The sequence below is a fragment of the Streptomyces auratus genome, from assembly GCF_050433025.1.
Lineage (GTDB): Bacteria > Actinomycetota > Actinomycetes > Streptomycetales > Streptomycetaceae > Streptomyces > Streptomyces sioyaensis.
The window spans coordinates 1363567-1378680 of record NZ_JBNGCB010000003.1 but is presented as its reverse complement, the minus strand read 5'-3'; the positions used below and the strand labels follow the sequence as shown (position 1 = coordinate 1378680).

The following is a 15114-nucleotide window of genomic DNA, read 5'->3' as shown; positions in this document are numbered from 1 at the left end:
TCGCGGACCCGTGGGCCGTCGGCAAGGGCCACGTCAGCAACGATCGCGCGTACTTACGTGCGTTGTGGTCACGGGGCGGGAGGCGGCGGTGGGCCGTGGCCGCAGCGGCGCGCCGCACCCGTACGGCATAGGGTCGCCGTCGAGGCTGCCCACGGCGCGCCACCGCCTGGGTCGCCGCGTGAGGCCCGGGTCGTGCGAGAGAGTCGCGCGCGAGACGAGAAAGAAGCGAGATGTCCGAACCGCAACCGCAAGCAGGGCAACGGCCCATTCCCACCAGCGCCGAGGAGGCGCTGGAGATCGGCCGGGGTCACTTCCCCCAGATCTGGCCGGACGGGGAAGAGCCGACGCTGCACGTCCACGAATTCGACATCGGCTATCTCGTGTACCCGGTGTTCCCGCCCAGGACGGACCCCACCGCCTATCCGCGTGATCCGGGCGGCTCGCACATCGTGATCTCCAAGACGGACGGTGCGGTCAGCGCGCTGCCGAACTACCCGCCGGAGCAGGCCGTCGAGATGTACCGCCGCCACTTCCTGCCGGGGGCGTAGGGAGCTGGACGGGCCGGGGTCCCGGCGCGGGGCGGGGTCCCCGGCGCGGCACGCAGCGTGCGGCGCCGCGGGCTCCCGCAACGCCCGGCCCCCGGCGGTCAGTCCTGCCGGGCGGACAGCGACTCGTCGAAGAAGTCCCTTATGTGGTCCAGCACTTGCTCCCGGTCCGTGCCCGGGAGGCCGACGACGAGGTGGGTGCCGAAGCCGTCGAGGAGGGCACGGGTGCGGGTGGCGAAGCCTTCGGCGTCGACGGGCCGGAACTCGCCCTTGGAGACGCCCTCGACGAGCAGCGCCACCAGATCGCGGTGCCAGGCGAGCTCCAGGTCGAGCTGGCGCTCCCGGGTCTCGTCGTCGGCGTTCTGGGAGCGGTTCCACACCTCCAGCCACAGGGTCCAGCGCGGGTCGCGGTGGCCTTCGGGGAGGTAGAGGCCGACCAGGGCGTCGAGGCGTTCGCGGGCCGGGACGCGGCGGGAGAGGGCGGCCCGGCGCTCGGTGCCGAGCTGCTCCTCGCTCCACTGGAGGGTCTGGACCAGCAGCTCGTCCTTGGTGCCGAAGTAGTAGAGGATGTGGCCGCTGCTCATCCCGACCTCGCGGCCCAGTCCGGCCATGGTCAGCCGGTCCAGGCCCTCCGCGGCGATGGTCGCCATCGCCGCGGCCAGGACCTGCTCGCGGGGCTGGTGGAGCCGGCGCCGGGGACGGCGCGCGGGAGAGGGCACGGGGACCTCCGGAGTCGGCTGGGCGGGCCTGGGCTCAGGCCTTCGGCTGCTGCTGGGTGATGCAGTGGATACCGCCACCCGCTGCAAAGATCGTACGGGCGTCCACGAGGGTCACCGTCCGGCCGGGGAAGAGCCGGCGGAAGAGCGCGGCCGCCTCCTCGTCGCGCGGGTCGTCGAAGCCGCACAGCACCACGCCATCGTTGCAGAGGTAGTGGTTGATGTAGGAGTAGTCGACCGGCTCGCCGTCCACCTCGACGACGGTCGGCGCGGGCACCTCCACGACCTCCAGCCGGCGCCCCCGGGCGTCGGTGGCGGCCCGCAGCAGCTTGCCGGTCTCGGCGCAGATCGCGTGGTCGGGGTGGTCGGGGTCGGGCTGGGTGTGGACGAGGACGGTGCCGGGACGGGCGAAGGACGCGACGAGGTCGACATGGCCGCGGGTGCCGAACTGCCCGTAGTCGGCGGCCAGTCCGCGCGGCAGCCAGATGGCCTTGGTGGTGCCCAGGTGGGCGTGGATCTCGGCCTCGACCTCCTCCCGCGTCCGGCCCGGGTTGCGGCCCGGGTCGAGCTGGACGGTCTCGGTGAGCAGGACGGTGCCCTCGCCGTCGGTGTGGAGGCCGCCGCCCTCGTTGACCAGCGAGGAGGCGTAGCGGCGGGCACCGGCCAGCGCGGCGACCTCCGCGCCGATCTTCTCGTCGCGGTCCCAGCGGGCCCATTCCTGGCCGCCCCAGCCGTTGAACACCCAGTCGGCGGCGGCGAGTCGGCCGCGTGCGTCGGTGAGGAAGGTGGGGCCGGTGTCGCGCATCCAGGCGTCGTCGAGGGGGCGTTCGACGAGGTCGATGCCGGCGCCGAGGAGCGCCCGGGCCCCCTCGGACTGGCCGGGGCCGGCGACGACGGTGACCGGCTCGAAGCGGCGCACGGCGCGGGCGACGGCGGCCCAGGCCCGGCGGGCCCCGGTCAGGGCCTGGTCGCCCTCCTCGCCGAAGGTGAGGTTGGGGCCGGGCCAGGCCATCCAGGTGCGCTCGTGGCGGGCCCACTCGGGGGGCATCCGGAAGCCGTCGGCGTCAGGGGTGTTCATGCGGGGTCCTCAGGGTCTGTAACGGTGTGACAGGCGGGCTGGTTCACAGGAAGTAGAGGCGGGAGAGCGAGACGGTGTCGGCCGGTTCGGAGCGCATCAAAGCGCCGTCGAGGGTGACCAGGCCGCTGCGCCCGTCGACCTGCACCTGACCGACCCGGGAGTTGCGGACGAGATCGCCGGGGCCGATCCCGCGGGTGCCGCGGACGGCGACCCGGCGGCGGCGGGTGGGCATCGAGTCACCGCCCTGTTCGGCCGCGGCGCGCGCGACGAAGGCGACGGAGATCTCGGCGGGGGTCGCGCCGTACGCCCCGAACTGCGGGCCGAGCACCAGGGGTTCACAGGTGTCGGTGGCGGCGTTGGGGTCGCCGGTGACGCCGTAGGCGGGGAAGCCGGACTTCAGCACCAGCTGCGGCTTGGCGCCGAAGAACTGCGGCTTCCACAGCACGATGTCGGCCATCTTGCCGACCTCGATGGACCCGATCTCGTGCGAAAGGCCGTGGGCGAGGGCGGGGTTGATGGTGAGCTTGGCGACGTAGCGCAGCACGCGGGCGTTGTCGTCGTGGGGACCGTCGCCGGCCTCCCCGTTCCGGGGAAGAAGGGGCCCGAGCTCGGCCTTCATCTTGCCCGCCATCGCGAAGGTACGGCGCACGGTCTCGCCCGCGCGGCCCATGCCCTGGGCGTCGGAGGAGGTGATGCCGATCGCCCCGAGGTCGTGCAGCACGTCCTCGGCGCCCATCGTGCCGGCCCGGATCCGGTCGCGGGCCATCGCGGCGTCGCCCGGCAGATCGGTCTTCAGGTCGTGGACCGAGACGATCATGCCGTAGTGCTCGGCGACCGCGTCCCGTCCGAAGGGCAGGGTGGGGTTGGTCGAGGAGCCGATGACGTTCGGGACGCCGGCCATCTTCAGGACGTTGGGGACGTGGCCGCCGCCGCAGCCCTCGATGTGGAAGGCGTGGATGGTGCGGCCGTCCAGGACGCGCAGGGTGTCCTCGACGGTGAGGCATTCGTTCAGGCCGTCGCTGTGCAGCGCGACCTGGACGTCGTGGTCCTCGGCGACGCGCAGCGCGGTGTCCAGGGCACGGGCGTGCGCCCCCATGTCCTCGTGCACCTTGAAGCCGCAGGCGCCGCCCTCGGCGAGCGCCTCGACCAGCGGGGCGTCGCCCGAGGAGGAGCCGCGACCGAGGAAGCCGATGTTGACCGGCCAGGCGTCGAAGGCCTTGAAGGCGTGCCCCAGCGCCCAGGGCGAGTTGACGCCGACGCCCCACACCGGGCCGAATTCCTGGCCGATGATCGTGGTCACACCGGAGGCCAGCGAGGCCTCCATGACGCGCGGCGAGAGCAGATGGACGTGGGTGTCGACGGCACCCGCGGTGGCGATCATGCCCTCGCCGGAGACGATCGAGGTGCCGGTGCCGACGACGACATCGACCCCGTCGAGGGTGTCCGGGTTGCCGGCCCGCCCTATCGCGTGGATACGGCCCTCGCGGATACCGATGGACACCTTGCGGATGCCCTGCACCGCATCGATGACCAGCACGTTGCTGATCACCACATCGCAGGTCTCGCGGACCGCGGCGGCCTTGAGGTGCAGCCCGTCGCGGGCGGTCTTGCCGAAGCCGGCCAGGAACTCGTCGCCGGGCTTCTGGGCGTCGGACTCGACCCGGACGACCAGGCCCGAGTCGCCGAGGACGACCCGGTCACCGGCCCGCGGGCCGTGCACCGACGCGTACTCGTGGGGATCGATGGTCATGCCTGCTCCTCCGCTCCCAGGTAGCCGCAGGCGGCGGCCCGCCGCAGCGCTTCGGTCTTCGCGCCCGGTGCGTCCAGCGGGCCGTCTACGAGACCGGCGAAGCCGATCGCGATCCGGTCGCCGCCGATCGGGACCAGACCGACCTCCGAGCCGCCGCCGGGGTCGAACCGCACCGACGAGCCGGCCGGGACGCACAGCCGCATGCCGTACGCGGCCGCGCGGTCGAAGTCCAGCCGGGGGTTGGCCTCGAAGAAGTGGAAGTGCGAGGTGACGCTGATCGGCACCGTCGCGGTGTTGCGCACCGGCAGCACGACCGCGGGCGCGGGCTCCGGGTCGGCCGGGCCGGGCAGCACGGCGCCCGGTGCGGTCCGCTCCTCGCCGTGGCCGGACGCGGGGCCGGCCCCGATCGGGTCGCTGACCACCGCGAGCCGGGAGCCGTCGTCGAAGACGGCCTCCACATGCACCTCGGTGACGACCTCGGCCACGCCCGGCAGCACCTCGTCCGGGCCGAGCACGCCGCGTGCCGCCTCGATGGCTTGCGCGAGGCGGCGCCCGTCCCGCGCCGCCTCGCAGACTGTGTCCGCGATCAACGCGGTCGCCTCGGGCACATTGAGCCTCAGTCCGCGGGCCCGGCGGGCCCGTGCCAGTTCGGCCGCGCCGAACAGAAGCAGCCGGTCGCGTTCCGTCGGGGTCAACCGCATCCCGTCACACCTCCCACTCGATTAGAGCGACACTCTAACCAGAAAAATCGGCAAGGCGAAAGCATTGACCGAGGGTCAACGGATGGGCGACATTGAGCGCGGTTCTAGAGATGCGGCCCGATAGAGCGCCGATCTAACTGATCTCAGCACGCACAGCGCCCGGTGCGCTCGGCGTCCGCGGCGCGGAAACCGCGCCCCCGCACGGCGTCGACAGCGCGCCGCACTGCCCACACACTGTCGTCCGGCCTCTCAGGGGAGCCTCATGCCGATCGAACAACGCGGAGTCGACACCATCCCGGACGAGGAACGCACCAGCGGCCCTCGTGATCTCGTCTCGATCCTGCTCGGGTCGAACCTCGCCCTCGGCGTGGTGATCTTCGGCTGGCTCCCGGTCTCCTTCGGGCTCGGCTTCTGGCCCTCGGTGACCTCCCTGGTGGCCGGCACCCTCGTCGGCACCCTGCTGACCGCCCCGCTCGCCCTGGTCTCGCTGCGCAGCGCCACCAACCTGTCCACCAGCAGCGGCGCCCACTTCGGGGTGCGCGGCCGGCTCATCGGCTCGGTCATCGGCCTGCTGCTGTCGCTCGGCTACACCGCACTGACCCTGTGGGTCGGCGGCGACGCGGTCGTCGGCACGCTGCACCGGCTCACCGGGCTGCCGTCCGGCGGCGCGGCCTATGCGGTGGTCTACGCCCTGCTGGCCGGCGCCACCGCCCTCGGCGCGGTCTACGGCTACCGGGTGCTGCTGCGGCTGAGCAAGGTGCTCGCCCTCGGCCTGACCGTGCTGCTGGCCGTCGGCATCGTCGCGTACGCCGGCACCTTCACCACCGCCGCGCCGCACGGAAGCGCGTATCTGCTCGGCGGCTTCTGGCAGACCTGGCTGCTGGCCGCCGTCTCCGCGGGCCTGAGCGGCCCGATCGCGTTCATCACCCTGCTCGGCGACTACAGCCGCTACATCTCCCCGCGCCGGCACAGCAGCCGGAAGGTCTTCGGCGCCACCTGTCTGGGCCTGGTGGTGGGGCTGCTGGTGCCGCAGCTGTTCGGTACGTTCACTGCGCTCGCCGTCGGTGCGGGCACCGACTACGCGGGCCCGCTGGTGGCCGGCGCCCCCTTCTGGTACCTGGCATTCCTGCTGCTCAACGCCTCGGCCGGCTCGGTCGGCAACGCCGGGCTGATGCTCTACAGCATGGGCCTGGACCTGGACGCGATCCTGCCGCGCGCCACCCGCACCCAGGCCACCTACGTCGTCGCCGCGGTCTCGACCGCGCTGGTCTACGCCGGTCACTTCCTGTGGGCCGCGCAGGACGCGATGACGTCCTTCGTGCTGCTGATGACGGCCGTCGGCACGCCCTGGGCGGTGATCACCGTGATCGGCTTCGTCCGCTGCCGCGGCGCCTACGACCCGGAGTCGCTGCAGGTCTACAACCGCCGCGCCCGCGGCGGCGTGTACTGGTACCGGGCGGGCTGGCACGTCCGGGCCGCCGTGGCCTGGGCGCTGGGCTCGGTGGTCGGCGTTCTGGGCGTGGACACGCCCTTCTACCAGGGGCCGCTGCTGCCGCTGACCGGCGGCATCGACCTCAGCTTCCTGCTCGCGGCGGCCGTGGGCGGGCTCGCCTACCTGGCCCTCACCGCCCGGGACCCCCGCCCGGTCACCGCCGTACGCGCCCGGCCGCCCGCCGCCCCGGCCGCCGCGCCCCAAGCGCCCGCGGAGGCCGGCTGAACCGGCCCGGACACGGCCGAGGCCGCCCCGGCAGCACGCCGGCGGCGGCCTCGACAAGGCGGGAGGCGGCGGCCTCCGCCGGGATCAGCCCAGGGGGTGCATCCAGCCGTGCTTGTCCTCGGCGACGCCGCGCTGGATGTCCAGGAGCGCCTCGCGCAGCTTCAGCGTGACCTTGCCGGGCTCGCCGTCGGACTGGGTCCACTCGCCGCCCGCGCTCTTGACCGTGCCGACCGGGGTGATCACGGCGGCCGTACCGCAGGCGAAGACCTCGGTGAGAGTGCCGTTCTCGGTGTCGGCCTTCCACTGGCCGATGGAGATCCGGTCCTCCTGTGACGCGAAGCCCAGATCGCGGGCGACGGACAGCAGGGAGTCACGGGTGATACCGGCGAGCAGCGAGCCGGTCAGCGTGGGTGTGACGATCTTGACGCCGTTCGCGGAGTCGTCCTTGTACACGAAGTACAGGTTCATGCCGCCGAGTTCCTCGACCCACTTGTGCTCCACGGCGTCGAGGTAGGCGACCTGGTCACAGCCCTGCGCGGCGGCCTCGGCCTGCGCCAGCAGCGAGGCGGCGTAGTTGCCGCCGGTCTTGGCGTCGCCCATGCCGCCGGGGACGGCCCGCACCCGGTTCTCGGACAGCCAGATGGAGACCGGCTGGACGCCGCCGGGGAAGTAGGCACCGGCCGGCGAGGCGATGACGACGAAGAGGTACTCGTTGGCGGGCTTCACGCCCAGGCCGACCTCGGTCGCGAACATGAACGGGCGCAGGTAGAGCGACTCCTCGCCGCCGTGCGCGGGCACCCAGTCCCGGTCCTGCCGGACCAGCGCGTCGCACGCCTCGATGAAGGTCTCGACGGGCAGCTCCGGCATGGCCAGCCGGCGCGCGGAGGCCTGGAAGCGCCGGGCGTTGGCGTCGGGGCGGAAGGTGGCGACGGTGCCGTCGGGCTGGCGGTAGGCCTTGAGGCCCTCGAAGATCTCCTGCGCGTAGTGCAGGACGTTGGTCGCCGGGTCGAGGGAGAGCGGTCCGTAGGGCACGAGCTGTCCGTCGTGCCAGCCTCTGCCCTCGGTCCACTTGATCGTCACCATGTGATCGGTGAAGTGGCGGCCGAAGCCGGGGGCGGCCAGGATCTGCTCCCGCTCCGCGTCGGACAGCGGATGCGAGGAGGGCTTGAGCTCGATCGTGGGCGTCGTCATGAATGCGTGTCCTTCACTGCGTGTTCCGATACCTGGTGCCCCGCCCAGCGTGAGCTGGAGGAGCGTCACCGGCCCAGCCCTCCGGCCGGGGGCGAGGGGGTCGGCCCCCACCATGCGGCACCGGTGCGGTTTGTCCGGCCGCGCTCGCGGCAGTACCTGAACGTACCGGTCGTTACTGGGACGTCCGAGTTCTCGCGGGCGGCGATGCCACGTCCGATTATCGCTCGTGGGTCCTGGCCGCCGGAACCGTGTGCGCGCTTCGGGTCCGATGGTCCCACCCCGCCGGGCCGCGACGGCGCGCGGGGCAATACGTACAGCGCCGGACCTGGACGTGAGTCCGGGCCCGGCGCTGCGGTGGTGCTTAGGCGCTGCTGCGGGCCTCAGCCCGCTACTCGTGCGGCGAGGGCGTCGCCGATCTCATCCGTGCTGCGCGGGGCGTCGCCGCGGGCCTCCAGGTCGGCCGCGACGGCCTCCTCGATGCGGGCGGCCTGCGGCGCGTAGCCGAGGTGGCGCAGCAGCAGGGCGACGGAGAGGACCGTTGCGGTCGGGTCGGCCTTGCCGGTGCCGGCGATGTCCGGTGCGGAGCCGTGCACCGGCTCGAACATCGAGGGGAACTCGCCGGTCGGGTTGATGTTCCCGGAGGCGGCCAGGCCGATGCCGCCGGTGACGGCCGCGGCGAGGTCGGTGAGGATGTCGCCGAAGAGGTTGTCGGTGACGATCACGTCGAACCGCTCGGGCTGGGTGACGAAGAAGATCGTCGCGGCGTCGACGTGCAGGTAGTCGGTGGTGACCTCGGGGTACTCCTGGCCGACCTTGTCGAAGATGTTCTTCCACATGTGGCCCGCGTACACCAGCACGTTGTTCTTGTGCACCAGCGTCAGCTTCTTGCGGGGGCGGGCGTTGGCCCGCTCGTACGCGTCGCGCACCACGCGCTCCACGCCGTAGGCGGTGTTGAGGCTGACCTCGGTGGCGACCTCGGCCGGGGTACCGGTGCGCAGCGAGCCGCCGTTGCCCGTGTACGGACCCTCGGTCCCCTCACGGACCACGACGAAGTCGATGTCGGGACGGCCGGCCAGCGGCGTGGAGGTGTTCGGGAACAGCTTCGACGGGCGCAGGTTCACGAAGTGGTCGAAGGCGAAACGGAGCTTGAGCAGCAGCCCGCGCTCCAGCACACCGGACGGCACCGACGGGTCACCGATCGCACCGAGCAGCAGCGCATCGTGCTGCTTGAGCGACTCCAGCTCCTCGTCCGGCAGGGTCTCACCGGTCGCATGCCATCGCCGGGCACCGAGGTCGTACTCCTTGGTTTCCAGCTTGACGTCCTGCGGGAGGACCGCGGTCAGGACCTTCAGGCCCTGGGCCACGACTTCCTGGCCGATACCGTCACCGGGGATCACTGCGAGGCGAATGCTGCGAGACATGCTGCGGACCCTACTCTCCGTCCCATTGATTGACACGTAACGTCCGCCATACGGACATGTGGACGGCCCGCCGGCTGCCGTTCACCCCGCGTCCCCACGGCGGTTGGATCATGCTGCGACATTCGGCGGCATGACTGGTACCGCCCCGCAGCCCTCGCACACCCCGCACCTCGGCATACCGGAGCAGCTGGCGGCCCGGATGAGCATGCCCGAGCAGCACGACTACCTCCGTACGAAGCTGACCCGCCGGGGCCTGCTGCGCACCTCGGCCGCCACCGCGGGAGTGGTCGCGGGCTCCGGTCTGCTGTCCGGTTCCGCCCAGGCCTCCTCCCCCACCCTGCTCGCCTCCTCCGCCACCGCCCCCGTCGACGGATCCCTCGTCGCCCCCTTCGGCCGCCACCTCGCCTTCGGCGCCGACCCCACGAGCCAACTGCGGGTGAGCTGGCAGGTGCCGCTCGCGGTCCGGCGGCCGTACGTCCGGGTCGGCCTGCAGCCCTGGGACCTGGGGCGCAAGATCGAGGCCGAGGTGCGCCCGCTGCACACCCCGTCGCTGTCCGCGAAGCTGCCGGCCGTGCAGCAGTACTACCTGCACGCCGCGCTGGACGGGCTGCAGCCGGGGACGACGTACTACTACGGCGTCGGCCACGACGGCTTCGACCCGGCCGGGCCCCGGCACTTCTCCACCGTCGGCACCTTCCGCACCGCCCCGGCCCGGGCCGAGAAGTTCGTCTTCACGGCCTTCGGCGACCAGGGCGTGAGCTACCACGCGCTCGCCAACGACCAGTTGATCCTGGGTCAGGACCCGTCCTTCCATCTGCACGCCGGCGACATCTGCTACGCGGACACAGACGGCGACGGCTCCGAGCACGACACCTACGACGCCCGCGTCTGGGACCAGTTCCTCGCCCAGACCGAATCGGTCGCCAAGTCCGTGCCGTGGATGGTGACCACCGGCAACCACGACATGGAGGCCTGGTACTCCCCCCACGGCTACGGCGGCCAGAACGCCCGCTGGACGCTGCCCGGCAACGGCCCCGACGCCGAAAACGCCCCCGGCATCTACTCGTTCACCTACGGCAACGTCGCGGTCGTCGCCCTGGACGCCAACGACATCTCGTACGAGATCCCCGCCAACCAGGGCTACACCGGCGGCCGGCAGACCCGCTGGCTGGACCGCAGACTGGCCGAACTGCGCGGCACGGACGGCATCGACTTCCTCGTCGTCTTCTTCCATCACTGCGCCTTCTCGACCACCAACTCGCACGCCTCCGAGGGCGGGGTGCGCGACGCCTGGCTGCCGCTGTTCGACAAGCACCAGGTCGACCTGGTCATCAACGGCCACAACCACGTCTACGAGCGGACCGACGCGCTCAAGGGCGGCCGGGTCACCAAGAAGATGCCGGTCGGCGAGAGCGTCGACACGGCACAGGAGGGCCTGGTGTACGTGACCGCCGGCGGCGCGGGCCGGGCCCTGTACGACTTCCCCGTGCCGGACAGCTACGAGGGCCACGTCAAGGACGTCGACCACGTCGACACGTACCACTGGTCGAAGGGCCAGGTGAAGACCAAGGAGACCGTGGAGTGGTCCCGGGTCCGCTACACCGGCTACTCCTTCCTCGCCGTCGAGGTCTCGCCGGGCCACCGCCCGCGGATGAAGGTCACCGCGCTCGCCGAATCCGGCGAGCGCATCGACCACTTCGAGGTGACCCGCTCGCAGTGAGCCGGTCCGCACCTCGCGCCGGGGCGCCCGCGATCCGGGCGCCCCGGGCGGGCGGGGCGGTCAGGAGAGAAAGAGCCAGCGGGCCACGGACAGCCGGATCCGCCAGCAGCAGCGGCAGGGCATCGAGGCCGACCTGGTCGGCACGGACCCGCTTCGCACGCGGAGCATCTCAGTGCCCGGTGGAGCCGCCGTTGTCCCGGCGGTCGAGGGCACGCTGGAGGGCGGCCGCCGCGTTGCGGCGGTCGGCGTCGTTGGTCGTCCGGACGGAGTGACGGGTCCTGCGGACGGCAGTCTCGGCCATGATTCACGTCTCCAATGCCAGAGCCCCGAGAACAAATGGGATGCGTCGATCCAGAAGCGGCCGGAAGGGGCGGGGGCCTCGGCGCCGCAGGGGTCACCTGCGCCATGCACCGGGCCGCATCCGCCTCCGCTCGATGGAGCGGGACGTTCGGCTTCCTACAACGCTAAGACAGCTCGGCCGTGATGTCTGCACAATTACTTGGGCTTCCTACTATCTGAGACGGCGGGGGCGTGCTCGAACGAGTGATCCCCGGACATTCGCAGGTCGAGGGCGTGCCCGGCTCCCTAGCTTGGCGGTGTCGCTTGTGCCACCAGGCCGAGCCCGCCCAGACTGAGGAGGAGGTGCTACACCATGACCGCGCTCGCGCAGGAGGCGCCCGTGACGGCGTCGGAGACCACGACACCGGAGGCGGCGACGCCCGAACCGGACCTGGACGAAGCCCTGTGGCAGGCATGGAAAGCCATGGAACTCCCGGAGGGCCTTCGCGCCGAGATCATCGAGGGGTTCATCGAGGTGTCGCCCACCGGTCGCTTCGCACACGGTCAGATCGCCAACCGGCTCCGTCGCGCCATCGACAAGCACCTGGACCGGGGGGAGTGGGCTGCGTATCAGGACATCTACGTCGTCCACGACCGCAAGGTCTGGATCCCCGATTGCTTCGTCGCGCCCGAAGACCCCGAGGAGCACATCACCGACGACGGCATCGGCATCAAAGCCTCCGCCGTGCAGTTGATCGTCGAGGTGGTCTCTCCCGGTCACGACGGCGTCGAACGTGACCGGGATCGCAAGCGTCGCGCTTACGCCCGTGCCGGCATCCCCGTCTACGTCCTCATCGACGACCACGACGGCCACGGCACGGTCACCGTGCTCAGCACGCCCCGCCCCGACGAGGCGGTCTACACGGACGCGCACTGCGTGGCTTACGGCATCGACGTCATCATCCCCGAAGGCCCCGCCAAGGGCTTCACCATCGGCGAGGCGATCACCGGACCTCCACGCGACGCCTGACGCAACGCCGACGGCCCGGCGCCCCTGGGGAGAGGGGAGCCGGGCCGTCGGCGAACGTACCGCCTGAGGGTCAGCCCATGTGCGGGTAGCGGTAGTCCGTCGGCGGGACCAGGGTCTCCTTGATGGAGCGGGTGGAGGTCCAGCGCATCAGGTTCTGCTTGGCGCCGGCCTTGTCGTTGGTGCCGGACGCGCGGCCGCCGCCGAAGGGCTGCTGGCCGACGACGGCGCCGGTCGGCTTGTCGTTGATGTAGAAGTTGCCCGCGGCGAAGCGCAGCTTCTCGCAGGTCGCGGCGGCCGCGGCACGGTCCTGGGCGATGACGCAACCGGTCAGGCCGTACGCCGAGGCGGACTCCATCTGGGTGAGCATCGCGTCGTAGCCCTCTTCGGACTCGTCGTCGTAGACGTACACACCCAGGATCGGGCCGAAGTACTCGTCCTTGAAGATCTCGTTCTCCGGGTCGGTGGAGACCAGGACCGTCGGGCGGACGAAGTAGCCCTCGCTGTCGTCGTACGTGCCGCCGGCCACGATCTCGACCGTCGGGTCGGCCTTGGCGCGGTCGATCGCCGCCTTGTTCTTGGCGAAGGAGCGCTCGTCGATGACGGCACCGATGAAGTGCGACAGGTCGGAGACGTCGCCCATGGACAGGCCGTCGACCTCGGCCGCGAACTCCTCCTTGAGGCCGCTGTTCCACAGCGAGGCCGGGACGTAGGCCCGGGAGGCCGCGGAGCACTTCTGGCCCTGGAACTCGAAGGCGCCACGGGTCATGGCGGTCTTCAGCACGGAGCGGTCGGCCGAGGGGTGGGCGACGATGAAGTCCTTGCCGCCGGTCTCGCCGACGAGCCGCGGGTAGGTCTTGTAGTTCTCGATGTTGTTGCCGACCGTCTTCCACAGGTGCTGGAAGGTCTTGGTCGAGCCGGTGAAGTGGATACCCGCCAGGTCGGGGTGGGTCAGCGCCACCTCCGAGACGTCCTTGCCGTCGCCGGTGACGAGGTTGATGACGCCCTTGGGCAGCCCGGCCTCCTCCAGCAGCTGCATCAGCAGCACGGCGGCGAGGGTCTGCGTCGGGGACGGCTTCCAGACCACGACGTTGCCCATGAGGGCGGGCGCGGTCGGGAGGTTGCCGGCGATCGCGGTGAAATTGAACGGCGTGATCGCGTAGACGAAGCCCTCAAGGGGGCGGTGGTCCGAGCGGTTCCAGACGCCCGGGGAGTTCGCCGGGGGCTGCTCGGCGAGGATCTGGCGTGCGAAGTGCACATTGAAGCGCCAGAAGTCGATGAGCTCACAGGGGGTGTCGATCTCGGCTTGCTGGGCGGTCTTGGACTGGCCGAGCATGGTGGCGGCGGCCAGCGTCTCGCGCCAGGGGCCGGAGAGCAGGTCGGCGGCCTTCAGGATGATCGCGGCGCGGTCGTCGAAGGACAGCGCGCGCCAGGCCGGGGCGGCGGCCAGCGCGGCGTCGACCGCGTCCTGGGCGTCGTTGACCGTGGCGTTGGCGTACGTGCCGAGGCGGGCCGAGTGGTTGTGCGGCTGCACGACGTCGAAGCGCTCGCCGCCGCCCATCCGGCGCGCACCGCCGATGGTCATCGGCAGCTCGATCGGGTTGCCGGCCAGCTCCTTGAGCTTGGCCTCCAGACGGGAACGCTCCGGGCTGCCGGGTGCGTAGGTGTGGACCGGCTCGTTAACCGGCACGGGGACCTGGGTCACAGCGTCCATAGCGGCCGTGTCTCCTTCGATTTCGCTCGTCGGTTGTCGTACGTCGTGGTGCGGCCGCGGCCGCGTCGGGTGGGCGGCTGCGGGCGGCGCCGTCCGGGTGCACACCCCGGGCTTCCAGCATCCACCCGCGCCGCCCTTCGCGGGGCGGTCAGCCTCGCGTCGCCAGCGACCTCAAGAAGAATCCGAGGTTCGCGGGGCGCTCGGCGAGCCGGCGCATGAAATATCCGTACCAGTCGGTGCCATAGGGGATGTACACCCGCATACGGTGCCCATCGGCGACCAGCCGCTGCTGCTCCCCCTCGCGGATGCCGTACAGCATCTGGAATTCGTAGTCGGCCGGCTTGCGCCCGTTGCGGTGCGCCAGCTCCTGGCCGATGGCCACCATCCGCGGGTCGTGCGACCCGATCATGGGGTAGCCCTCCCCCGCCATCAGGATCTTCAGACAGCGCACATAAGCCTTGTCGACCTCCCGCTTGTCCTGGAAGGCGACGCTCGCGGGCTCCTTGTACGCGCCCTTGACCAGCCGCACCCGGGAGCCTTCCCCGGCGAGCGCACGGCAGTCGTCCTCGGTGCGGAACAGGTAGGACTGCAGCACCGCACCGGTCTGCGGGAACAGCTCCCGCAGGTCGGCGAGGATCGCGAGGGTGGAGTCGACCGTGGTGTGGTCCTCCATGTCGAGGGTCACGGTCGTACCGGCCTCGGCGGCGGCCTCGACCACCGGCCGGATGTTCTTCAGCGCCAGCTCGTGGCCGCCGGGCAGCGCCTGCCCGAAAGCGGACAGCTTGACCGACATCTCGGCCTTGACGCCGAGCCCGTGCTCCTTGAGGGCCGCGGCCAGCTGGAGGTAGGCGTCGCGGTTGCGCAGCGCCTCGGCGGGGTCGGTGATGTCCTCGCCCAGGTGGTCGAGGGTGACCTCCAGGCCGCGGGCGGCCAGCGACCGCACGGCCGCCATGGACTCGTCCAGGCGCTCACCGGCGACGAACCGGTCCACGACGGGGCGGGTGACCGGAGCGGCCGCGACGATGCGACGGATGCTGTCGCTGCGCGCTGCGGCGAGAAGCACGGGACCCAGCATGGGCACCTCCACGATTCAGGGGACAAGTACCGGGCGGACCCCGGAGCGGGCGAACACGTCGGCAAGATTGAGCCACCTGAAATTTAAGGATCGCGCCACTTCGCGGCCATCGACAGCTGTCACGCCTTCGTGGCCAGGATCTCAGACAGTTGTATGAGAATGAGGGGAAGGAGACGATGC

The 15114-nt window shown here is 71.4% G+C and carries 13 protein-coding genes; 4 read left to right on the top strand and 9 right to left on the bottom strand.

Features of this window, described 5'->3' with window-relative positions:
• Positions 1–230 precede the first annotated feature (230 nt).
• A complete protein-coding gene (locus BKA18_RS25740; protein WP_359368351.1) occupies positions 231–548 on the top strand; it encodes a hypothetical protein in 318 nt (105 codons plus the stop codon).
• 98 nt (positions 549–646) lie between these two features.
• On the opposite strand, the gene BKA18_RS25735 is transcribed toward BKA18_RS25740, so the two are convergent.
• Genes BKA18_RS25735 through ureA form a run of 4 tightly spaced genes read right to left on the bottom strand, consistent with a single transcriptional unit; the run spans position 647 to position 4790 of the window.
• On the bottom strand, positions 647–1264 hold the full coding sequence (locus tag BKA18_RS25735; RefSeq protein WP_366048787.1) for a TetR/AcrR family transcriptional regulator: 618 nt from the start codon (positions 1262–1264) through the stop codon (positions 647–649).
• Positions 1265–1298: 34 nt separating this feature from the next.
• Complete coding sequence (locus BKA18_RS25730) at positions 1299–2339, bottom strand: agmatine deiminase family protein (RefSeq protein ID WP_366048788.1); 1041 nt, start codon at positions 2337–2339, stop codon at positions 1299–1301.
• 43 nt (positions 2340–2382) lie between these two features.
• Positions 2383–4089 (bottom strand): urease subunit alpha, encoded by a 1707-nt coding sequence (locus BKA18_RS25725; RefSeq protein WP_366048789.1) that lies wholly within the window; start codon positions 4087–4089, stop codon positions 2383–2385.
• Positions 4086–4790 carry an urease subunit gamma gene (gene ureA / locus BKA18_RS25720; protein ID WP_366048790.1) on the bottom strand — a complete coding sequence of 235 codons (705 nt, stop codon included), beginning with the start codon at positions 4788–4790 and terminating at the stop codon, positions 4086–4088. Before ureA ends, BKA18_RS25725 begins: the two co-directional genes overlap by 4 nt.
• Positions 4791–5052: 262 nt before the next feature.
• Here ureA and BKA18_RS25715 point away from each other — a divergent pair, with 262 nt between their 5' ends.
• On the top strand, positions 5053–6507 hold the full coding sequence (locus BKA18_RS25715) for a cytosine permease (RefSeq protein ID WP_366048791.1): 1455 nt from the start codon (positions 5053–5055) through the stop codon (positions 6505–6507).
• An 84-nt stretch (positions 6508–6591) separates the two neighbouring features.
• On the opposite strand, the gene BKA18_RS25710 is transcribed toward BKA18_RS25715, so the two are convergent.
• On the bottom strand, positions 6592–7698 hold the full coding sequence (locus BKA18_RS25710; RefSeq protein WP_006602912.1) for a branched-chain amino acid aminotransferase: 1107 nt from the start codon (positions 7696–7698) through the stop codon (positions 6592–6594).
• Positions 7699–8078: 380 nt separating this feature from the next.
• Positions 8079–9119 carry a 3-isopropylmalate dehydrogenase gene (locus BKA18_RS25705; RefSeq protein ID WP_235448077.1) on the bottom strand — a complete coding sequence of 347 codons (1041 nt, stop codon included), beginning with the start codon at positions 9117–9119 and terminating at the stop codon, positions 8079–8081.
• A 130-nt stretch (positions 9120–9249) separates the two neighbouring features.
• Here BKA18_RS25705 and BKA18_RS25700 point away from each other — a divergent pair, with 130 nt between their 5' ends.
• The gene (locus BKA18_RS25700) at positions 9250–10839 is read left to right on the top strand and encodes a purple acid phosphatase family protein (protein WP_366048793.1); all 1590 of its coding nucleotides are present in this window, start codon (positions 9250–9252) and stop codon (positions 10837–10839) included.
• A gap of 169 nt (positions 10840–11008) precedes the next feature.
• On the opposite strand, the gene BKA18_RS25695 is transcribed toward BKA18_RS25700, so the two are convergent.
• Positions 11009–11140, bottom strand: coding sequence for a hypothetical protein (locus tag BKA18_RS25695; protein ID WP_006602915.1), 132 nt, complete (start codon positions 11138–11140; stop codon positions 11009–11011).
• A gap of 351 nt (positions 11141–11491) precedes the next feature.
• Here BKA18_RS25695 and BKA18_RS25690 point away from each other — a divergent pair, with 351 nt between their 5' ends.
• A complete protein-coding gene (locus BKA18_RS25690; protein ID WP_366048794.1) occupies positions 11492–12148 on the top strand; it encodes a Uma2 family endonuclease in 657 nt (218 codons plus the stop codon).
• A gap of 70 nt (positions 12149–12218) precedes the next feature.
• Here the strand turns inward: BKA18_RS25690 and pruA are convergent, their stop codons facing one another.
• The gene (gene pruA, locus BKA18_RS25685; protein WP_366048795.1) at positions 12219–13859 is read right to left on the bottom strand and encodes an L-glutamate gamma-semialdehyde dehydrogenase; all 1641 of its coding nucleotides are present in this window, start codon (positions 13857–13859) and stop codon (positions 12219–12221) included.
• A gap of 148 nt (positions 13860–14007) precedes the next feature.
• Positions 14008–14934 (bottom strand): proline dehydrogenase family protein, encoded by a 927-nt coding sequence (locus BKA18_RS25680; protein WP_366048796.1) that lies wholly within the window; start codon positions 14932–14934, stop codon positions 14008–14010.
• Positions 14935–15114 lie beyond the last annotated feature (180 nt).